20 protein-coding genes are annotated in these 21,681 nt (G+C 43.1%); 12 read left to right on the top strand and 8 right to left on the bottom strand.

Features of this window, described 5'->3' with window-relative positions; translation table 11 throughout:
- Positions 1–55: 55 nt before the first annotated feature.
- The 3 genes from ACGF49_RS11460 to murP all read left to right on the top strand — a co-directional run bounded on the left by ACGF49_RS11460 (position 56) and on the right by murP (position 3,280).
- Entirely contained in the window at positions 56–535 is a 480-nt protein-coding gene (locus ACGF49_RS11460; RefSeq protein ID WP_113043107.1) for an Hcp family type VI secretion system effector, read from the top strand.
- 330 nt (positions 536–865) lie between these two features.
- Entirely contained in the window at positions 866–1,771 is a 906-nt protein-coding gene (gene murQ, locus ACGF49_RS11455; RefSeq protein WP_113043108.1) for an N-acetylmuramic acid 6-phosphate etherase, read from the top strand.
- Between the two features lie 30 nt (positions 1,772–1,801).
- Complete coding sequence (murP, locus tag ACGF49_RS11450) at positions 1,802–3,280, top strand: PTS N-acetylmuramic acid transporter subunit IIBC (protein ID WP_387491026.1); 1,479 nt, start codon at positions 1,802–1,804, stop codon at positions 3,278–3,280.
- Between the two features lie 40 nt (positions 3,281–3,320).
- Here murP and ACGF49_RS11445 read toward each other — a convergent pair whose 3' ends face one another.
- A complete protein-coding gene (locus ACGF49_RS11445) occupies positions 3,321–3,929 on the bottom strand; it encodes a LysE family translocator (protein ID WP_262978216.1) in 609 nt (202 codons plus the stop codon).
- 104 nt (positions 3,930–4,033) lie between these two features.
- On the opposite strand from ACGF49_RS11445, the gene ACGF49_RS11440 reads away from it, so the two are divergent.
- From ACGF49_RS11440 to ACGF49_RS11430, 3 genes are read left to right on the top strand one after another with little or no spacing between them, the layout of a single operon-like run.
- On the top strand, positions 4,034–5,014 hold the full coding sequence (locus ACGF49_RS11440) for a hydrolase (protein ID WP_228900366.1): 981 nt from the start codon (positions 4,034–4,036) through the stop codon (positions 5,012–5,014).
- Positions 5,011–5,229, top strand: coding sequence for a YheU family protein (locus tag ACGF49_RS11435; RefSeq protein ID WP_113043112.1), 219 nt, complete (start codon positions 5,011–5,013; stop codon positions 5,227–5,229). Before ACGF49_RS11440 ends, ACGF49_RS11435 begins: the two co-directional genes overlap by 4 nt.
- An 18-nt stretch (positions 5,230–5,247) precedes the next feature.
- The gene (locus ACGF49_RS11430; RefSeq protein WP_058588694.1) at positions 5,248–6,117 is read left to right on the top strand and encodes a phosphoribulokinase; all 870 of its coding nucleotides are present in this window, start codon (positions 5,248–5,250) and stop codon (positions 6,115–6,117) included.
- 125 nt (positions 6,118–6,242) lie between these two features.
- Here the strand turns inward: ACGF49_RS11430 and ACGF49_RS11425 are convergent, their stop codons facing one another.
- A complete protein-coding gene (locus ACGF49_RS11425; RefSeq protein ID WP_113043113.1) occupies positions 6,243–6,650 on the bottom strand; it encodes an OsmC family protein in 408 nt (135 codons plus the stop codon).
- 321 nt (positions 6,651–6,971) lie between these two features.
- Between ACGF49_RS11425 and crp the strand changes: the two genes are divergently transcribed.
- Entirely contained in the window at positions 6,972–7,604 is a 633-nt protein-coding gene (gene crp, locus ACGF49_RS11420; RefSeq protein ID WP_010848517.1) for a cAMP-activated global transcriptional regulator CRP, read from the top strand.
- A gap of 49 nt (positions 7,605–7,653) precedes the next feature.
- Here crp and ACGF49_RS11415 read toward each other — a convergent pair whose 3' ends face one another.
- Together ACGF49_RS11415 and ACGF49_RS11410 are read right to left on the bottom strand one after the other, a co-directional pair.
- Positions 7,654–8,865: an aspartate aminotransferase family protein gene (locus ACGF49_RS11415; protein WP_113043114.1), complete on the bottom strand. Its 1,212-nt coding sequence runs from the start codon at positions 8,863–8,865 to the stop codon at positions 7,654–7,656.
- A 121-nt stretch (positions 8,866–8,986) separates the two neighbouring features.
- Positions 8,987–9,562, bottom strand: a complete 576-nt coding sequence (locus ACGF49_RS11410) for an aminodeoxychorismate synthase component II (RefSeq protein WP_113043115.1) — start codon at positions 9,560–9,562, stop codon at positions 8,987–8,989.
- 244 nt (positions 9,563–9,806) lie between these two features.
- Between ACGF49_RS11410 and ACGF49_RS11405 the strand changes: the two genes are divergently transcribed.
- The gene (locus ACGF49_RS11405; protein WP_112895451.1) at positions 9,807–10,157 is read left to right on the top strand and encodes a YcgJ family protein; all 351 of its coding nucleotides are present in this window, start codon (positions 9,807–9,809) and stop codon (positions 10,155–10,157) included.
- 99 nt (positions 10,158–10,256) lie between these two features.
- Here ACGF49_RS11405 and ppiA read toward each other — a convergent pair whose 3' ends face one another.
- Positions 10,257–10,826, bottom strand: a complete 570-nt coding sequence (gene ppiA, locus ACGF49_RS11400; RefSeq protein WP_112895450.1) for a peptidylprolyl isomerase A — start codon at positions 10,824–10,826, stop codon at positions 10,257–10,259.
- A 306-nt stretch (positions 10,827–11,132) separates the two neighbouring features.
- On the opposite strand from ppiA, the gene yihA reads away from it, so the two are divergent.
- Entirely contained in the window at positions 11,133–11,765 is a 633-nt protein-coding gene (yihA, locus tag ACGF49_RS11395) for a ribosome biogenesis GTP-binding protein YihA/YsxC (protein ID WP_112878135.1), read from the top strand.
- A 612-nt stretch (positions 11,766–12,377) separates the two neighbouring features.
- Here the strand turns inward: yihA and polA are convergent.
- A complete protein-coding gene (gene polA, locus ACGF49_RS11390; protein ID WP_387491019.1) occupies positions 12,378–15,167 on the bottom strand; it encodes a DNA polymerase I in 2,790 nt (929 codons plus the stop codon).
- Between the two features lie 717 nt (positions 15,168–15,884).
- Between polA and ACGF49_RS11385 the strand changes: the two genes are divergently transcribed.
- Genes ACGF49_RS11385 through ACGF49_RS11375 form a run of 3 tightly spaced genes read left to right on the top strand, consistent with a single transcriptional unit; the run spans position 15,885 to position 19,920 of the window.
- Positions 15,885–16,124, top strand: coding sequence for a transcription factor (locus ACGF49_RS11385; RefSeq protein ID WP_113043117.1), 240 nt, complete (start codon positions 15,885–15,887; stop codon positions 16,122–16,124).
- Positions 16,125–16,150: 26 nt separating this feature from the next.
- Complete coding sequence (locus ACGF49_RS11380) at positions 16,151–18,778, top strand: TrlF family AAA-like ATPase (protein ID WP_113043118.1); 2,628 nt, start codon at positions 16,151–16,153, stop codon at positions 18,776–18,778.
- Positions 18,757–19,920: an RNA-binding domain-containing protein gene (locus tag ACGF49_RS11375; RefSeq protein WP_228900376.1), complete on the top strand. Its 1,164-nt coding sequence runs from the start codon at positions 18,757–18,759 to the stop codon at positions 19,918–19,920. The genes ACGF49_RS11380 and ACGF49_RS11375 overlap by 22 nt, the downstream gene beginning before the upstream one ends.
- 167 nt (positions 19,921–20,087) lie before the next feature.
- Here ACGF49_RS11375 and dsbA read toward each other — a convergent pair whose 3' ends face one another.
- Together dsbA and ACGF49_RS11365 are read right to left on the bottom strand one after the other, a co-directional pair.
- Positions 20,088–20,711 (bottom strand): thiol:disulfide interchange protein DsbA, encoded by a 624-nt coding sequence (gene dsbA, locus ACGF49_RS11370; protein WP_387491015.1) that lies wholly within the window; start codon positions 20,709–20,711, stop codon positions 20,088–20,090.
- Between the two features lie 20 nt (positions 20,712–20,731).
- Positions 20,732–21,670, bottom strand: coding sequence for a serine/threonine protein kinase (locus ACGF49_RS11365; protein WP_223121452.1), 939 nt, complete (start codon positions 21,668–21,670; stop codon positions 20,732–20,734).
- Between the last annotated feature and the right edge of the window lie 11 nt (positions 21,671–21,681).

Here is a 21,681-nt window from a genome sequence, read left to right as displayed (position 1 = left end):
GCCTAGACATACAGTCTTAGGTAATTCAATTAAAGAGTTTGTATGGTAATTACTTATGTCACATATAATTTATTTATCTTTAGATGGTAAGAAACAAGGTTTAATTTCTGCCGGTTGTTCAACGCTAGACTCCATAGGAAACCGATACCAACAGGGGCACGAAGATCAAATACAGGTATTGAATTTGAATCACACGATAACTCGCGAAAAAAATGTCGATCATCACCCTATACAATTTATCAAGCCAATAGATAAATCATCCCCGCTATTAGCAGCCGCTATATCTTCAAACGAACTACTGAATGCGATTTTCTTCTTTTACAGAACAAATATGGCTGGACAATTAGAGCTTTTCTATGAAGTCAAATTAACAGAAGCGAGTGTTGTTGACATTTCTTGCGTCTACCCGCATTCAATAAACGATCATGAAATGATGCCGTACGAAAAAGTCTTTCTCAAATATAGATCCATATCCTGGAATCACATAACTGCCGGTACATCTGCCTATAGCATATGGGATGATAGAATTTATTAAAAATAAGACGAGCTAAGCATATATACCCTATGGATTTCAAGTTGCATCGCGACGGCAAGGGAACGAATCCCCGGGAGCATAGATAACTATGTGACCGGGGTGAGCAAGTGCAGCCAACAAAGAGGCAGCTTGAAAGATGACGGGTATATACTTAGCTCTGCTTACTCATATACTAATAAGCCGACTTTAACTGATTGAATCACTATTATGAAGATAAAAGATTCCTAATCCTCAACACATTTTAAATAATTAACACCGTGATAGTAATCACATTTTAAGAATAAATGATTTTTTATCATCGATTCCAGAATATTCCATCAAAAAAACAATATGAAAATCAATCTCAACAATATAGTTACCGAAAGTCGCAATCCAGCCAGTGCCAACATTGATACTCTGCCAACCCTTGAAATGTTAAAACTAATTAATGACGAAGATAAAAAAGTCGCACTGGCTGTAGAGCAAACTTTGCCGAAAATCGCTGAAACGGTAGACAAAATTGTCGAAGCATTTCGTCAGGGAGGTCGTTTAATTTATATCGGTGCCGGTACATCGGGCCGATTAGGGATTTTGGATGCCAGTGAGTGTCCGCCCACTTATGGCACCAAACCGGAACAAGTGGTTGGATTAATCGCCGGTGGGCATCAAGCCATTCTACATGCGGTTGAGAATGCAGAAGATAACCAACAACTAGGCGCAAATGATCTTCAAGCGCTAAACTTTAATGCAAAAGATGTACTGGTTGGCATTGCCGCCAGTGGCCGCACACCTTATGTCTTGGGTGCAATGGCGTATGCGAAATCCGTTGGTGCCACCGTTGTCTGCATTAGTTGCAACCCGGAAAGCCCGATGACACAAGCAGCCGATATCGCCATTACACCGATAGTTGGGCCGGAAATTGTCACAGGTTCATCACGTATGAAAGCCGGTACAGCACAAAAGCTAATTCTGAATATGTTGACCACCGGCGCCATGATCCGTACAGGTAAAGTTTACGGCAACCTGATGGTGGACGTAGAAGCGACGAATGCCAAGCTGGTTGAAAGGCAGAAAAATATCGTTATCGCCGCCACCGAATGTAATCGTGAACAAGCTGAGCAGGCATTAACTGAATGTAATGGGCATTGTAAAACCGCCATTGTGATGATTCTGGCGGGCGTCAATGCTCAACAAGCAAAGGCTTTACTGGAAAAACATCACGGTTTTATTCGACCGACGATCTCAGCCGTTCAGTAACGACTTCCCCTGCTGAGAAGGAGTAAGAAGATGGCTAAAATTAACCACACAGTCATTGCCCAGATCCTTAAAGCCATCGGCAATGCAAATAATGTAGCGCAATGTGGCAACTGTATGACCCGTCTGCGACTAACACTACGCGATAATACGCAGGTGGATAAAGTGGCGTTAAAACAGCTCCCCAATGTGTTAGGTATTATTGAAAGCGACGATCAGTTTCAGATTGTGCTTGGGCCGGGAAAAGCCCAAGCAGCGGCTGAAATAATGAATGAATTGCTAAATTCTTCTACCCATACAGCACAATCGAAACCAAACGACACTAATTTAACCAATATTGCTTCTGCTAATAAAAAGCAACTTAAAGAGAAACAAGTCAGTGCAGTACACAAATTCCTGACCAAATTCGCTACCATTTTTACCCCATTGATCCCCGGTTTTATTGCCGTAGGTCTGCTTCTCGGCTTTGCTACTTTACTTGAACAGGTAGCCATTCAAGGCGTTGAACACCCTAATACCATTTTGGTTGAAATCATCGGCTATATGAAAGTTTTCAGTAAAGGCATGTTCAGCTTTCTGAGTATTCTGATCGGTTATAACGCACAAAAAGCATTTGGCGGCTCGGGAATAAACGGCGCCATTATCGCTTCACTGTTTGTACTCAGTTATAACCCGGATGCCACCAGCGGTTTTTATTCCGGTATTGCTACTTTCTTTGGTTATAGCATCGATCCGCGCGGCAATATTATCGGCGTTCTTATCGCCGCTATTTTGGGAGCATGGGTAGAACGGCAAGTTCGTAAGATTATCCCGGATAATCTCGATATGATCCTCACTTCGGCTATTACTCTGCTAATCATGGGAGCCATTGCTTTTATCTTTATCATGCCGCTGGGGAGTTATCTGTTTAGCGGCATGTCATGGTTATTCCTTCACCTTAACGGCAATCCTTTTGGCACGGCGATATTGGCTGGGCTATTTTTACTCGCTGTTATGTTTGGTATTCACCAAGGGTTTGTTCCCGTCTATTTCGCACTCATGGAGGCACAAGGCTTTAATTCTCTGTTCCCAATTCTTGCAATGGCGGGCGGCGGACAGGTTGGTGCAGCGTTGGCACTGTATGTCAAAGCGAAAAAAGACTCTCTGCTGCGTACGCAAATAAAAGGCGCGATTATTCCAGGCTTGCTCGGCATCGGTGAACCTTTGATTTATGGGGTAACATTGCCGAGAATCAAGCCCTTTATTACCGCCTGTTTGGGCGGTGCCGCCGGCGGTTTCTTTATCGGTTTGGTCGCCTATTTGGGATTACCTGTTGGGTTGAATACGGTTTTTGGTCCATCTGGATTGGTAGCACTGCCACTGATGACCTCGAACAGCGGTATTTTTGTCGGAATGGCAGTATATGCTACCGGGCTGGTGGTGGCTTATATCAGTGGTTTTATGCTGACCCTGATCTTCGGGAGTAAAAAAATAGAGACGCTTAAAGCCGATGTCCAAAGCCAAAAAGAATGAATAAATATTCTTTATAACCAAAATGCAATTTATGGATGAATTACCCAAGCCAAATCAATGGCACGCAGGTTGCCGTCAATATACCCATCGTAATATTGAACAGAAACCAAGCATTGCGACTACGGAGTAACGTCCCAATCAATGAACCAAAGCCCGCCCACACCATGCCGCACAAGACATTAATAAACATCACCACGATACTGATCACGACGATGGAATAGAGGTAATGATCACCAGCAATACTGTAGCTGCCAACCGCACCCAACCCCATCAGCCAGGCTTTCGGATTCAAAAACTGCAATAACCAACCTTGATACCACCGCACTGGCTTAATAACAGCACTATCTTTGGTATCCAGACGTCGGTAACTGGCTGTTGCTGTTTTCCATGCCAACCACAGCAAATAGAGGCTACCTGCAATTTTCATAACCGTGTGAATAGCAGGATAGACCAACAGCAACGCCGCTATTCCGAAAGCAGACAGATATAAAATCGTCTGCATGCCCAGAACAACGCCAAAGAGCAATCCCAAAGAGCGGATAAAGCCGAAGTTAGCGCCTGATGACGTCAGCAACATGTTGTTTGGCCCCGGTGTAATGGAAGAAATAAATAAAAAAGCGGTTAATGAAAAAATTAGGCTTGCTGTCATGAAGAGTTACCTTTCATCCTGAATAATGGCATTTCCCTTCCATAGAAAATATCAGTATGTTATTCACCATACAAGATAACTAATCAATTTAACTCGAAACTATTATGACTGATATCTTTCGTCCTCTCACCGGAGCCAGTAATCCGCATGTGCAGACACTACTCCCGCGTCTGGTGCGGCGGTATCCTGAACTGCAACCCTATTGGCAACGACTTAGTTTACCGGATAACGATTTTGTTGATCTGGCGTGGAGTGAAGATCCCGCCATCGCAGCACACAAGCCACGCTTGATCCTATTTCATGGTCTGGAAGGCAGTTTCCACAGCCCTTATGCCCACGGTTTGCTTCATGTCTGCCAGAAAAAAGGCTGGCTTGGTGTTGTCATGCATTTCCGCGGATGCAGTGGTGAACCAAACCGCCAAAAACGCCTCTATCATTCTGGCGAAACAAGCGATGCCCGTTATTTTCTAAGCTGGTTAAAACAGACCTACGGTGATGCACCCACATCAGCCGTAGGTTATTCAATCGGCGGTAATATGCTGGCCTGCTATCTGGCAGAAGAAAAAACAGATGCTCAGATCAATGCTGCCGTTATTGTTTCTGCTCCTCTGATGCTGGCAGCCTGTTCCCTGCGGATAGAAAAAGGATTTTCTCAGGTTTATGAACGCTATTTACTTAATAGCCTGAAACGTAATGCCACCCGTAAATTGTTACGCTACCCCGGTTCACTCCCCATTAATCTGTCTCAGGTAAAAAGATTGAAACATATTCGAGAATTTGATGAAATTGTAACCGCAAAAATCCACGGCTTTAAAAATGCAGCGGACTACTACCGCCAGTGCAGTGCTCTGCCGCGTCTGCCTGATATTACTGTGCCACTGCTGATTATTCATGCTAAAGACGATCCTTTTATGGCACCGGAAGTTATCCCTGATCTCAAAATGTTACCCAAAAATATTGAATATCAAATGACAGAATATGGTGGACATGTCGGCTTTGTCAGTGGTTCGTTGAAGAAACCACAAATGTGGCTGGAACAACGCATCCCAAATTGGCTGTCAACTTATCTGGAGCAACCACAATGATTATTCCGTGGCAACAACTGGAACCAGAAACTTTGCTAAATTTGATAGAGAGTTTTATCTTGCGGGAAGGCACTGATTATGGCGAAGATGAAAAATCGCTGGAGCAGAAGGTCTCTGACATTCGCCGTCAGTTGGAACGGGGAGATGTTATGCTGGTGTGGTCTGAACTGCATGAGAGCATCAATATTGTGCCAAAAGAAATGTTCCATTCTTAACGTTATGGAGTTTACTGAATGTCTGTCAAACATCCGATTATTGCAATTACCGGCTCCAGCGGTGCCGGAACAACAACAACCAGTTTAGCTTTCCGTAAGATTTTCCAGCAACTTAACATCAGTGCCGCCCAGATAGAAGGAGATAGTTTCCACCGTTACACCCGCCCTGAAATGGATGCCGCAATCCGTAAAGCCAAAGAGCAAGGCAGGCATATCAGTTATTTTGGGCCAGAAGCCAATGATTTTGGCATGCTGGAAAAAACCATGATCGATTATGGTGAAACCGGTGAAGGCCGCCGTCGGAAATATCTTCATACCTATGACGATGCCGTCCCTTACAACCAGCTCCCCGGTACCTTTACGCCGTGGGAATCCTTACCTAAGCAGACTGATGTACTGTTTTATGAAGGTCTGCACGGTGGCGTTGTCACACCACAACATAATGTTGCCAGTCATGTTGATCTGCTCGTGGGCGTCGTGCCGATTGTCAACCTTGAATGGATACAGAAACTTGTCCGCGATACCGGAGAACGAGGACACTCGCAGGAAGCTGTGATGGATTCCGTCGTGCGTTCTATGGATGATTATATTAACTACATTACGCCACAATTCTCGCGAACACATATCAACTTCCAACGTGTCCCTACCGTTGATACATCCAATCCATTCTCAGCCAAAGCCATTCCATCACTGGATGAAAGTTTTATTGTCATCCGCTTCCGTGATCTGACTCAAATTGATTTCCCATACTTGTTAGCAATGTTACAAGGCTCATTCGTTTCAAGCATTAATACCATCGTGGTCCCCGGTGGAAAAATGGGATTAGCAATGGAATTAATTATGACGCCATTGGTACAGCGATTACTGGAAGGGGAAAAGATTTGTTAATCAGCGCCTGAGGTCAATTTAGCAAATCCGGCACTTAAAATTTGCATCTTATATTATTCAGTTAAAAAAACAGGTAACTGAGATAATTAGTTACCTGTTGTTATTTTTTAATCAAAAATAATTTCTCAATCTATCTCTTTAATTTCAAAACTGTGGGTAATTTCAACTGATTTCCCCAACATCAACGAAACAGAGCAATATTTTTCCGCGGAAAGCATGACTGCACGTTCAACCGCTTTATCTATTAAATCCTTACCCGTAACAATAAAATGCAGATTAATATGGGTGAACAAGCGTGGCGCTTCTTCACGACGGCGGGAAGTTAATTTTACTTCACAATCTCTGATGTCATATCTGCCTTTCTGCAAAATAGAAACGACATCAACCGTACTGCAACCACCGGCTGCTATTAATACCATTTCCATTGGACTCGGTGCCTTATCGCCGGCATTACCATCCATCATGATCTGATGACCGGAAGATGACTCCCCCAAAAGAGACAATCCTTCAACCCATTTTACCCGCGCTTGCATAAATACCTCTTAAGTCGTTCTTTGCATCCAAGCCTACTCTTTCAGTATTAAGCTAGCAATCTAATGAGCGGTTTATTATGCTGAAACAATACAAGACAAGACAGAAGCCTTTTCCTGTGTTAAAAACAGAAGTGCGCCAGGTATATATAGGTTAAGATCAATACCCTAGTGTTCAAATTTCAGATAACCTATATAAAACCCTTACCTGTCGGTTTTTCAACAAACTAATATGTTAAGCTAGTGTCTTTATAAGCCAGCCTAACGAGAAACTTTTAGATTCTCGTGTTATTTAGGCAGCGATAACAACAGAGGATGAAACGAATGGTTCTCGGCAAACCACAAACAGACCCCACTCTTGAATGGTTTTTGTCACACTGCCATATTCATAAATATCCATCTAAAAGTACGCTTATTCATCAAGGCGAAAAAGCAGAGACGCTTTACTACATCGTAAAAGGCTCTGTTGCGGTTTTGATTAAAGATGAAGAAGGCAAAGAGATGATCCTCTCCTATTTAAATCAGGGGGATTTCATTGGTGAACTTGGATTATTTGAAGAGGGGCAAGAGCGTACAGCCTGGGTACGGGCCAAAAGCGCCTGTGAAGTAGCTGAAATCTCCTATAAAAAATTCCGTCAACTGATTCAGGTAAACCCGGATATTTTGATGCGTTTATCTGCCCAAATGGCAAACCGTTTGCAAACAACTTCTGAGAAAGTCGGTAATCTGGCTTTCCTGGATGTTACCGGCCGGATTGCCCAAACTTTATTGAATCTGGCGAAACAACCAGATGCAATGACCCACCCGGATGGAATGCAAATCAAAATAACGCGTCAGGAAATTGGTCAGATTGTTGGCTGTTCCCGCGAAACGGTTGGTCGCATTCTGAAAATGCTAGAAGATCAAAACTTGATCTCTGCACACGGTAAAACTATTGTTGTTTACGGTACACGTTGATGCCTGATTAATCAGCGCATAATCCTGCGCTGATTTCTCTTGTATTTAATTACACCAACGGGTTAATTGCCTGCTCTAACCGCGCCATTCCTTGAGCAATCTCTTCCTCACTAATAATCAACGAAGGCGTGAAACGCAGTACATCACCCCCCGCACTCAACAACATTAAGCCATTTTCAGCCGCCAGTTGTAGAATATCTTTGGCTTTTCCCTGATACGGTGCTTTGAGTTCCGCACCAATCAGCAAACCCTTTCCTCGGATTTCACCAAATATCGCATGTTTCTGATTGATATCATTCAGAAAATTCACCATCAAATTATGGCGTTTTTCAACTCCTTCCAGAACTGTTGGTGTATTAATAATATCAAAAGCCGCATTTGCAACTGCACAAGCCAACGGATTACCGCCGTAAGTTGTACCGTGAGCTCCCGGCGTCATCGCTGAAGCAATATTCTCTGTCGTCAGCATAGCGCTAATAGGGAAGCCATTTCCCAATGCTTTTGCTGTGGTAATGATGTCCGGCGTAACATCATAATACATATAAGAAAATAGCTTACCGGTACGTCCCATCCCACTTTGCACTTCATCAAACACCAACAGCACCTGATGTTTATCGCAAAGCTCACGCAACCCACGAATAAATGCCGGTGCTGCCGGCGTGACTCCCCCTTCTCCCTGTACAGGCTCCAATACAACAGCACAAGTATGGTCATCTACGACGGCCTTCACTGCATCTAAATCATTAAAAGGCACATGAATAATATCCGCGGGTTTTGGCCCAAAACCATCAGCATATTTTGGCTGACCACCCACGGAAACAGTAAATAAGGTGCGACCATGAAAACCCTGATGAAATGCGATAATTTTGGTTTTATAGGGACTGTGACGCGTAATAGCATAGTGGCGAGCCAGTTTAAATGCCGCTTCATTCGCTTCTGCTCCTGAGTTGGCAAAAAATACCCGCTCAGCAAAAGTCGCATCAATTAGTTTCTGCGCCAGAATCAAAGCCGGTTCATTGGTAAAAATGTTACTGATATGCCAAAGTTTCTCCCCTTGCTGCTTCAAAACATCCACTAACGCAGGATGACAATGGCCCAAAGCCACAACAGCAATCCCTCCCGCAAAATCAATATACTCTTTCCCTTGCTGATCCCATACACGACTACCCTGCCCTCTCACCGGAATAAACTGCGCTGGTGAATAAATTGGCAACATAACTTGATCGTATGCGTTTCTATCTACTGCGGTATGCTCCTTCATTTTCCCACCCGTTTTCTATATACGCCATTCAAAAGTGAAATTATAATCACTAAATATGCATAAAAAATCAAAGATGGGCAAATGAAAAAGATGGATAAATGAAGAAATTATCGGTATCTGGTTAATATCTCAGAAAGTTGCTCAGCAACTGGTGACCTTGCTCACTGAGAATACTTTCAGGGTGGAACTGCACCCCTTCCAGCGGTAGAGTGCGATGACGAATGCCCATAATTTCATCGACATTGCCGTTATGCTGGCTCCATGCGGTGACTTCAAATGAGGCTGGTAATGTCTCTGCGGCAATGACCAATGAATGGTAACGAGTCGCGGTTAATGGCCGGTTAAGCCCTTTGAACACACCTTGCTGATTATGGTGAATAGCAGAAGTTTTCCCGTGCATCACTTCCCTGGCTTTTACCACGCTGGCACCAAACGCCTGCCCAATTGCCTGATGTCCAAGACAAACACCAAGAATCGGCAACTTATCCGAAAAATGAGAAATCGCAGCCAGAGAAATGCCAGCTTCATTTGGGGTACAAGGGCCTGGGGAAATCACCAGATGAGTGGGCATCAATCTCTCAATATCTTCAAGTTGCAGTTCATCATTACGCTTAACTAAAACATCCATACCCAATTCACAAAAATATTGATATAAGTTATATGTAAAAGAATCATAGTTATCTATTATTAGTAACATAGGAGTCTATCCTACTCATTTTTATCGCTGTATTTGTTGCCCTGCCACTCCTGCAATTTGTTTATCCTGCACAACTGGCTCCAGGTAAAACGGCCTCGCGACAACGGGGCGGCTATCATAGCACATCAATATTTGTAGCATAGTACAACAAAATCAATGGCTGTTTTTTCCTTAATCAACTTATCTCTCATACCCTACAAAACATATGCTCTATTTTGATATTCAATAAGTAAAGGTAATTGTTATGAAGACAAAACTGATTATAGCATCTCTTTTTTCACTGTCCTTCTCCACGCTGGCTGTTACTAAAACTGCTAACATTTTCTTCCCGGAAAAAGGGGTGGTTTGTGATAAAAAAGGAAAATATTGCGCTGATCAACAAGGGCTATCGCTAAAATTAACCGAAAGGTATTTAGGGAAAAGAGCCGCAGGACGCCTGAAAAAAGAGTTTGGTGATGGGCAATATATTGATTTTTCATCTTACACTTTAAGTAATGGGGTACACTGTGAGAGTAAAGAGAAAAAATGTTACAAAGACAGATATTATCCACGAACCGAAGTAAATAAAGAATTTACCCAAAAGATATATGAATAATGGCGAAACTGGCCTTCATTTAATGCAGGCCAGTTTGTTAATCTGATGAGAGTTAACCGGAAGACCAGAAACTGCCACAGCCAAAGTGAGAGGAAAAAATTAAGGAATAATCTCCGCCGACAGAATAACAACAGGTTTAACCGGTACATTCTGATATGGACCAACGTTTTCCGTTTTGACTTGAGAAATTTTATCCACAACATCCATGCCTTTTACAACCTTACCAAATACTGCATAACCAAAGTCACGCTGACCATGATCAAGGAAAGCATTATCCGCTACATTAATAAAAAATTGGCTGGTGGCGCTGTCTTTATCAGCGGTACGTGCCATAGAGATAGTTCCGCGTAAATTACGCAGTCCATTATCTGCCTCATTTTTAATAGCAGCTTTAGTCGCTTTTTGCTGCAAATCTTTGGTAAAACCACCACCTTGCACCATAAATCCAGGGATTACCCGATGGAAGATTGTATTGTTGTAATAACCCTCATTGACGTATTCAATAAAGTTTTTCGTTGTAATTGGAGCTTTCTGATTATTTAATTCCAGTTCAATATTACCCTCCGTTGTTGTCAGCTTCACGTGGATTTCTCCCACCGCCAAAGCCAGAGGCGCCATTGCGCTCAGAGAGCATGCAGTTACAAGTGCTACTAAAATACGTTTAAACATTCTGGGTTCCTATATTATTAAGGTCAACAACACAAACTGAATCAATTCTAATAATCTCTTCAACATCGTGCTTAATATTTACCTACATTTACGCTATCAATCGATAGGTACTTTGAAGAAAAATGTATCTTTTCAATAACAGGTTAGATTTTATTTCATAAACCGAGCGTCATCAGTAACAAAATAGCAAGCTTGGTTCAACCCATCAGAAATATGTCATTATTTTTAATCCTGTCAACCAACAGTGGCTATCGGTATAATCTTCTTTGCCATATATTCGGCGCATTTCTCAGGGAGATAATCATTTTGACCATCAAAAACCACAACTATCATATGACCCGTTTTATCACGAGCGCACCTGATATTCGCCATCTGCCTCAAGATATGGGCATTGAAGTCGCGTTTGCCGGTCGCTCAAATGCAGGTAAATCTAGCGCTCTGAATGCTCTGACGAAACAGAAAAGCCTCGCCCGTACCAGTAAAACGCCTGGCCGAACTCAACTCATCAATTTATTCGAAGTAGAAGAAGGTATTAGCCTGGTTGACTTACCGGGTTATGGCTATGCCGAAGTACCAGAAGAGATGAAACGCAAATGGCAAAAAGCATTGGGTGAATATCTGCAAAAACGTGAATGCCTGATCGGGCTGGTCGTACTGATGGATATCCGTCACCCATTGAAAGATCTTGATCAGCAGATGATCCAATGGGCAGTCGCAATGCAAGTACCGGTTATGGTGTTATTGACTAAAGCCGACAAACTGGCATCTGGCGCCCGTAAAAGTCAACTGAATAAGGTTCGTGACACCTTACTCGCGCTGAATGGGGATATTCAAGTGGAATATTTCTCAGCCCCGAAAAAAATCGGTATCGATAAACTACAACAGAAGCTGGATATATGGTTCAGCCAGAAAGCCGTTCAAGTTGAAAACCATAGTTAGTTGAAAACCATAGTTAATACAGTCTTTTTCATTCCCACCAATTAAATGCAGATGAAAAAAATGCCCCAGTCGAAATTGACTGGGGCAGCTAATATTCAGCTAAATCCGATTACGTGAAGTAAAAGGTCTGAAAGATAGAACATCTTACCTCTGTACCCTACGCCAATAACTCTACCCTATTTTATTTATTAGAAAAAGCCTTTTTGTAATTTATTTTCAGAAATTATCTCGATTCAGCCCAGAATTTTGCTCATTTTGACAACATTAAATGTAGTTTAATTACATATTTATGCGATCTGGATCTAAGATAGTGCTTCATCAGGTACAAATCACAATAATAACTCTCCATTAGAATGGGAAGAAAACGTCTATTTTTTCAGCCTTGCGAGCAAACGGCAAGAGAGTCGGCTGGGGAGGCGGAGATTTTGTAGCGCATGGTGAATATGACTAATGCATTATTGCACATGGCTTATAATCACTTAACATGTTAGATCGTCAAAGAGAGGAAAAACTTAACATACTGCGTTGGCATCAGGAAGAACCAATGTCCCAACGCAGTTGCTGATATTCTTAACTGTATTAGCTCAGCCTATCACTTATCAAACTGGCATATTAGTGCGCCTGATCCCAATTGTCACCGATACCTACATCTACTTTCAGTGGAACATCAAGCACCATACTCTTCTCCATCAATTCACGAATTTTCTGTTCTGCATATTCAAGTTGTGACTCATGGACTTCGAATACCAGCTCATCGTGAACCTGCATAATCATACGAACTTTCGGTTCTTCATTGATAATCCAGTCATCTACCGCAATCATCGCTTTTTTGATGATATCCGCCGCAGTTCCCTGCATTGGCGCATTAATAGCTTCACGCTCTGCTGCCTTACGGCGCATGGCATTGCGAGATTTGATATCTGACAGATAAAGACGACGGCCATCCAGCGTTTCAACGTAACCCTGCTCTTCCGCTTGTTTACGAGTACGCTCCATATACGCCAATACCCCCGGATAGCGCTCAAAATAGAGATCCATATAGCGTTGCGCTTCACCGCGAGGAATACCTAACTGACGGGAAAGACCAAATGCACTCATGCCATAGATCAAACCAAAGTTAATCGCCTTAGCACTACGGCGCTGCTCACTGGTTACCTGTTCCAGTGGCAAACCAAAGACTTCCGCCGCCGTTGCCCGGTGAATGTCTTGCCCCTCAGCAAAAGCTTTCAACAACCCTTGATCTTGAGATAAATGGGCCATTATCCGCAACTCAATCTGAGAATAGTCAGCGGCCATAATCCGGTAACTTTCAGGTGCCACAAATGCCTGACGAATGCGACGGCCCTCTTCATTACGGACAGGAATATTTTGCAAATTAGGATCACGTGAAGAAAGACGCCCAGTTGCCGTTACCGCTTGGTGGTAAGAAGTATGCACCCGTTTGGTCAGCGGATGGACCATCTGTGGTAATTTATCGGTGTAAGTAGATTTCAATTTTGCCAACCCACGATGCTCTAAGATCACTTTCGGCAATGCATGGGTATCTGCCAACTCTTCCAATACTTCTTCATTAGTGGATGGCGCACCATTTGGCGTTTTCTTTACCACCGGCAATTGCAATTTTTCAAACAATATCGTCTGTAACTGTTTTGGCGAAGCCAGATTGAAAACCTCACCTGCCAATTCATGTGCTTCTTTTTCCAACTCATCCAGACGGACGGTGATCTCTTTTGAATGCTCAGCCAAAATATTTGCATCAATTAGCACACCTGTACGTTCCATACGGGAAAGCACCATGACCAATGGCATTTCTGTATTCAGAAATACCTTTTCTAGCGTCGGCGCTTTCTCCAATTGCGGCCACATAACCTGATGCAGCAATAAAGTGACATCTGCATCTTCTGCGGCGTACATTGCGGCCTGCTCTACCGGGACCTGATTAAAAGTGAGCTGATTTTTACCTTTACCAGCAATCTCTTCAAAAGTCGTGGTCTTATGATTCAGATGACGTTCAGCCAAACTATCCATATCATGCCGACCCATACCTGCAACACTATTAAGTATGTAAGATTCCAGCATGGTATCGTAAGCAATGCCTTGCAGTTCAATGCCGTAACGCGCCAACACACCACGATCAAACTTAATATTCTGACCAATTTTCAGCAGGCTACTATCTTCAAGTAGCGGTTTTAATGCAGCCAACACAACTTCTCTGTCAAGTTGTTCAGGCGCCCCCAGATAGTCATGGCCTAGCGGTAGATAAGCCGCATCGCCGGCAGAAATTGCAAATGACACCCCCACCAGATTAGCAGTCAAAGTATCAAGGCTGTCAGTTTCAGTATCAAAAGCAAAAACAGGCGCTTTTTTCAACTTCTCAATCCACTCATCAAAGCTTTGCTGATCAAGAATAGTCTGATAATTATCAGAAGAGAGTGTGGCCGCAACAGATTTATCTTCCGTCGGAGATGATTCATCATTACCAGTGGATACCGGTTTTTTGCCTTTCTCTGCCAGCCAATCGCCGTTTGCCACATCACTTAACCAGCGTTTGAACTCATAACGAGAAAACAACTGATGCAGTTTCTCCGTATCAGGCTCTTTGACTGACAAAGCAACACAGGTTTTATCCAACTCAACATCTGTTTTGATAGTTGCCAGTTTATAGGAGAGATAAGCGACATCTTTATGCTGCACCATCTTATCCGCCAGCGTTTTCGCCCCACGGAAACTGAGCCCGGCAATTTTATCCAAATTGGCAAAGATATCATCCATGCCACCAATCCCTTGCAGTAATCCCAGTGCGGTTTTTTCTCCCACCCCAGGTACGCCAGGAATATTGTCAGAAGAGTCTCCCATCAATGCCAGAAAATCGATAATCAGATCTGGCGGCACACCATACTTTTCAACGACGTCTTCCGGCCCCAAAATGGTGTTATTCATGGTATTGATAAGCGTGATATTTGGAGTGACCAGTTGCGCCATATCTTTATCGCCAGTGCTGATAAGTACTGCACGCCCCTCTTTTTCTGCCTGTAACGCCAAAGTCCCGATAACATCATCAGCTTCTACTCCTGGCACCACCAGCAATGGTAATCCCATAGCTTCGACCATCTGATGTAGCGGTTCTATTTGAGTACGCAGATCATCCGGCATAGGAGGACGATGAGACTTATACTCAGCGAACAACTCATCACGAAAAGTTTTGCCTTTAGCATCAAATATCACCGCGACATGGCTTGGTTTGTACTGCATTATCAAGCTGCGTAGCATATTCAATACACCATACATTGCTCCGGTCGGCTCTCCTGCGCTATTTGTCAGCGGAGGGAAAGCATGATAAGCACGATAAAGGTATGAGGAGCCATCAACCAAAATCAGGGGATTGTCTGCTATCTGAGCCATAAATATTCTTTATTATCTGTATCTGTTACGGGTGTATAAGGAAATAGGATGCCACAGCAAGAAGTAGGAAACGAATTTTATGTGAATTTTCTTTACTGAAACCCGATTCAGATATTCACATCCTGCTATAAATTCTGTGGATAACTTTGTGCATAGATATTACAAGTTTTATTTAGGTATCGATAGTTGATAAAAAAAACTTATCAACCTCAGGTAAAAAATCAATGACTTATAATCTTAGTCATTAAACTGTCATATTTCCTTATAGATCACAGAGTTGTGGATATAACCCGAGTTTGTCTTACAAAAAAGTCTTTCTGACACGCATTGTGCCAAAGGTTCTCACTCCGGCACATGCTTATGTCATTCTATTTCAGTGTCATCTTTTCCTCCAAGAGAAGGGGTATTCCCGCCGATAGTTGTAATGTGTTTAGCAACAGTGATAAGCCCGCCAGAATGGCCAGTGTGCTTTCTCGTTTTCGTTTCTGCTGACGCCCGGAATGATCATTCCACTACAATCGGCCTGGTTTTGATAACTCAACCTGAGGTTGGAAAGACGGTATCTTATGATTTCAGTTTCTATGCTCATTTGTGTAATAGTTGGTGGGTAGGCCGTTTGTGATGTAACTTACTTTTGTCTTACCAGAAGTTATTCGATTTCAATGTCAATTCTTGCTTTTTTATGTCCTTTATATAAGCACATTAGTAGTGTTAAATATGAATGAAAACGAGATTTACAGACGCATAAAGCTTGCTTTTGACAAAGCGCCAAGAAACCAGTTTACGGTTGAGTTACATTTGCAAATGCTCAAGCATGCCGACGAATTAAAACACATTACAGCGAGGGAGCTTTGTGAAGGTGTAAGTCTTCACCCAAGCTTCGGCGCGGAGTTTAGTAAAATGCGTAATTTGACCCCTCATCTTAAAGCTGCTGGTCTTGACACGAATCTTCTTTAACAAAATATTTTTGGAAGGGGGTATTAATGGGTGACGATACTTTTGAATATGGCAGCCGGTGGCTCAAGACGGATTTTCACCTCCATACCTGTGCGGATAAAGAGTTCAAATACACGGGTGCAGATAACGACTACGTAAATCAATACGTACATTCGCTAAAAGATGCCGGTATTGGCCTTGGTGTGATTACCAACCATAACAAATTCGATATGCCTGAATTTAAGAGTCTGCGCAAAAAGGCCCAAAAATCCGGCATTGGTTTACTGCCCGGTATTGAACTCTCGGTAAAAGATGGGAAAGCGGGTGTACATACCCTAGTGGTGTTTTCCGATGAGTGGATAAGTAACAAGGAGCAAAAAAATTATATCCAGGACTTTCTCAATGTGACCTTTGCCAAGCAAGCTAATTTTAAGCAGGAAAATGAGTGTTCGAATCACGATATTCTCGAAACCATTAAAACTTTGGATGGTTATCACAAAGACTACTTTTTAGTTTTTGCTCATGTGGAAGCACCCAACGGTTTATGGGGTAGTTTAACGCCAGGCCGGATAAAAGAACTTTTCGACAATGCTTCTGTTCGATGCAGAGCTTTGGCATTCCAAAAGGTTCGCACCCGAGATGAGCGCTCTAAGATCCAGCAAGCACTGGGTGACTTATATCCTGCCGAAGTGGAAGGTTGCGACGCCAAGAACCTTGCCGATATGTCGGCCAGAAAGGAAAGCAGTTATCTCAAACTCGGCGCGTTCAGCTTTGAGGCTGTAAAATTTGCCTTGCGGGATAAGAGATCCCGTGTACAAGCTGAGCCACCTATCTATCGCCATTCGTTTATTCGTAAAATCAGTTTTGAAGGTGTGGGCACCTTGGGTGGCACTGAAATCTGTCTATCACCGGAACTGAATACTCTGATTGGTATTCGTGGCAGTGGCAAATCTTCCGTATTGGAAGGCATTCGCTATGCCCTGAATATCCCGTTTGGCGATAAGTCCTCTGATGTTGAATACAAAGAAGGTTTAGTAAAGCATCTGCTATGCAGTGGCGGAAAGATCACTATCGACGCGATTGACCGGCGAGGCCAGCTTTACCAAATACGTCGTATATTAGGTGAACGTCCTGATGTATATGTTAACGGGCAATTACAGCCGGGTGTGTCGATTCGAGAAACCGTCCTACATCAACCCATTTACTTTGGTCAAAAAGACCTGTCGAGCACTGGCGCTGGGTTTGAAAAAGACCTCATTGAAAAGCTGGTTGGGGAAGCTTTAATTCCTGTTCGCCAAAAGATAGAGCAAGGCCGTCAGCGCGTAGTGGATGCTATTGATCAAATTAAACGTTTAACCCGTGATGCCTTGCAGAAACAAGAGTGGCTGCAAAAAAAGCAGGATGTCGAATTTAAGTTAAGGTTTTACCAACAACACGGCGTAGAAGCCAAACTGCAAAAGCAGATTGATTTTGATCGGGATGAGCGCAAAGCGCAGCAGGTGATCCAAGGGGCACAGCATTATCTGACTGAGCTAAACAGCTTTATTGCCAGTTTTGAAGATGAACTGAAAAACCAAATTCTGTATAAGTCAGCACAGAATCAGCCTTTTTTTGATGACTTTTTTGCGGTCTATCAACAGTTGCTCACTGGCTTTGATGAAATTAAGCAAGTGGCTGGAAGTGACCAAGCGACAGTTCAGCAATTGCAGCAAAAGTTGGCGAGCTTTCAACAACAAAAACAAGCGCTGAAAGAAGAATTTGCAGAAATCGAGCGCAAGTTAGCCAGTAAATTTCAACAAGCGGGTGCACAAGCAATCAGTCCGCAAGAGTTTAAGCAGCTTAAAAGTCTGCTCGATCAGGCTGAGCAAATGCTGGCTGTATTGGCCAAGAGTGAGCAGCAATATGCGGAATTGAATCAAGGAGTTGAACGGGAATTGGTTCAACTGAATAGCCTTTGGTTTGAAGAATACTGCGCTATTGAGCAAGTGCTGAATAAAATCAATCGAGTGGATTCGCCGTTAAAAATTGTGCCGAAATTTAAAGATAACAAAGCGGCCATGCTCAAGCATATTCAAGATTTGTACCGCGGTAGCCGTATTCGAGAAGCTACATTGCAAACAGTGGTGGACGAGTTCAGCGATTTTGGTGCGGCATGGAGAGAAAAGGATAAGTTGAAATTGCTGGTTGGTGGTTCATTCGATACCTTCTGGCAGTATTTTGAAGATAATCTAGACGCTTTGCTGACTTGGCAGGTGCCAAATATTTTCACCATTGAATACCATGGTAAGGCTCTGGCTCATCATTCATTAGGGCAGCGCGCATCTGCATTAATACTGTTTGTTCTAAGCCAACAAGAAAATGATGTTGTGATCATCGATCAGCCAGAAGACGACTTGGATAACCAGACTATCTATGACGATGTTATCAAGCTCATTCGTGAGTTAAAGCCAAAAACGCAGTTCGTCTTTGCCACTCATAACGCCAACATTCCAGTGTTAGGCGATGCTGAGCAGGTCATCGCCTGTGAATATCAGGATGATCATATTGATATTGTCAGTGGCAGCATTGACTGCGCGGATGTTCAGCAGCGTATAGTCGGTATTATGGAAGGCGGTGCAGAAGCCTTCGAGAAACGTAAACAGGTATATGAAGCATGGAAACCCAAGAGCTCTTAGCAATAATTGCACGTGATGAAGATAGCCGTCATCAATTTAAAGCAGACGTCAACAATGCATCTTCGTTGGGTGCCGAAATGGTAGCGTTTTCCAATGGTACTGGAGGCTTAATTCTCATTGGTGTTAACAATGGCGATGGGTCTCGATCTGGATTGACGAGAGAAGATATCGGTCGAATTAATCAAGTCATAGCGAATGCTGCTACAAATAATGTTCGCCCCCCAATAAATCCTGTTACGGAAAACATTCAACTCCCCGATGGCTTGGTCATTGCAGTACATATAGAGCAAGGCATCAGTAAACCTTATATGGATACTCAGGGCTATGTTTGGGTGAAAAATGGTTCTGATAAGCGAAGGGTGACCGCTCGCGAAGAGTTGCAGCGAATGTTTCAGGAGGCGGCACTGATTCATGCAGATGAGACACCGGTAAGTGGTACGTCAGTAGCCGACATCGATCAAGAGTTCTTTGATTCTTTTTTTGAGGGGGAATACGGCGAGAGGGTTGAGGAACAAGGTGTATCTCGCTCTCAGCTTTTAGAGAATATGAATTTGGCTAAAAATGGTCAGTTGAATATTTGTGGTACTTTGTTGTTTGCATCGCGGCCTCAGATTCGCCTTCCTGTTTTTATCGTAAAGGCTGTTGCCTTCCCCGGCGTGGATATTGAAGATGAGCACTATATTGATAGTCAAGATATCAATGGCAAGCTGTCGGATGTGTTCCAAAAGGTGCTGGGGTTTGTATTGGCAAATATCCGACATATTCAAAATAAGCAAAGCTTTAACTCACTTGGCGAGCCTGAAATCCCGAGGATTGTTTTAGAAGAACTGATTTCCAATGCGCTTATTCATCGCGATTACTTTGTGTCAGCCCCCGTTAAAGTGCTGGTTTTTGCAGATCGAATTGAAATTATTAGCCCCGGCCATTTACCCAATAATTTAACCATTGAGAACATCAAGATGGGGAACTCAAATATTCGCAACCCAATCTTGGCTTCATTTGCTTCTAAGGTATTGCCATACAGAGGCTTGGGAAGTGGTATTAAACGTGCAATCAAAGCATACCCAGATATTGAATTGATTGATAATAGGGAGGGGAATACATTCCAAGCTATCATTAGCCGAATGTTACCTAATGAGTAACTCCAAATCACTTCACTGAATATTTTCCGCCTGTATTTTGTGACGAAAACTGGCAAAAGCAGAAAATTGGCACCTGAGCAATCAGACTGTCGCCCACTAAGGGGAATCCCCCCTCCCGAGTCACGAAGTGCGAAGGTGGAGGAGATACCCTCTTAGATGTCAAAGTATTACTTCTGGTTTAACAAGAAGTTAACAACGTCTGAATAGGATTTCGCATAGTTATCAGCAGAAGTGGCATCAATGCCGTCATTTTTCACCATATACTTGCCGTTAACAAACATTGCCGGTACACCTCGCAGTTGCAAATCTTGAGCGGCTTTTTGCTGCTTAACAACTAAGGATTTCACCACAAAACTACTCATGGCAGCATCATAATCCTCAGCCGTCACCCCGGCTTTGATAAAAACATTGCGAATATCATTCGGAGTCTTAATAGCCAGTGTTTTCTGAATACCCTCAAACAGTACCGGGGTCACTTTGTCTTCAACACCCATTGCCATTGCCGCAGCCCAAGCAGTAGTCAATTCTTTACCCAGTGGCCCTAAAAAATCCACATGATAACGAACAAGTTTTGTCCCTTCCGGTAAATGCTGCTTCACCGTCTGAGGAACTTTAAAAATCTCTTCAAACTGATAACAATGGGGGCAATAGAAAGAGAAGAATTCTAGCACCGGTGGTTGATCCGCCACCGGAGATTTCAATTCAACATACTGTTTTCCTTCGGTAAAATTGGCGGCAGATGCGCTAAATGCCATCACCATTCCGACTAAAGCTAACCACAACTTCTTCATAACTATCTCCATGATAAACATTAATACATCGGGTTAAGCTGCAAAGGTGAGCCCTGTAGCAACTTAATCTGCTCAGAAAAAAGTGACGTCTGTTTTAACCAAAAATCGGTATCTGTCATCCAAGGAAATGCTTTGGGGAAAGCAGGATCCTGCCAACGTCGGGTAACCCATGCCAAATAATAGATCATCCGCATAGCACGCAATGGTTCTATCAATGGCAATTCCTTCGGATCAAAATCTGCAAATTCACTATAGGCTTCCAACAGTGTATCTAACTGCAATAGCTGTTCCTGACGAGAGCCATGAAGCAACATCCATAAATCCTGAATTGCTGGGCCGTTACGCGCATCATCAAGGTCAACAAACCAAGCTTCGTCACGCCACAAGATATTACCCGGATGGCAGTCACCATGAAGCCTCAATATTTGCCAATCATCGCGCCAATTTGATACTACGACATTTATCAAATCATCCAATACCGCCAAAAATTGCCTTCTCTGCCCCGCAGGAACCAATTCACATGCAGCCAAATCCTGTCGTGGTTGATGCAGATACTCATTTAACCCGATAGTTGGGCGAGAAGTGAATTTCTGCCGGCGGCCAATCTGATGAATTCTCCCTAGCAAACGCCCTACATCTTCTAATTGAAAGAGATTATCGGATTCATACTGACGCCCTCCAATGCTTGGAAAAACAGCAAAAAAGAAATCTTTAAAAGTCAGTAAAGTTTGCTTATTAAATACCAAAGGTGCCGCAACAGGTAAATCAGCTTGTTGTATCGCCAAAGCAAAATCATGCTCTTCCTGAATCTGCTGCTGATCCCAACGTAGTGGCCGGTAAAACTTCACAACATAACGTTTACGATCTTCATCTATAAACTGATAAACACGGTTCTCATAACTGTTTAACTCTGTCAGCCCGGAATCGACATACAGCCCGGTCTGCACCAATGCATCCATAATCAAATCCG

Source organism: Photorhabdus sp. RM96S, assembly GCF_042879335.1.
Taxonomy (GTDB): Bacteria; Pseudomonadota; Gammaproteobacteria; order Enterobacterales; family Enterobacteriaceae; genus Photorhabdus; species Photorhabdus kayaii.
Note: the sequence above shows the minus strand (reverse complement) of the source record. Positions and strands in the feature narration are given on the sequence as shown.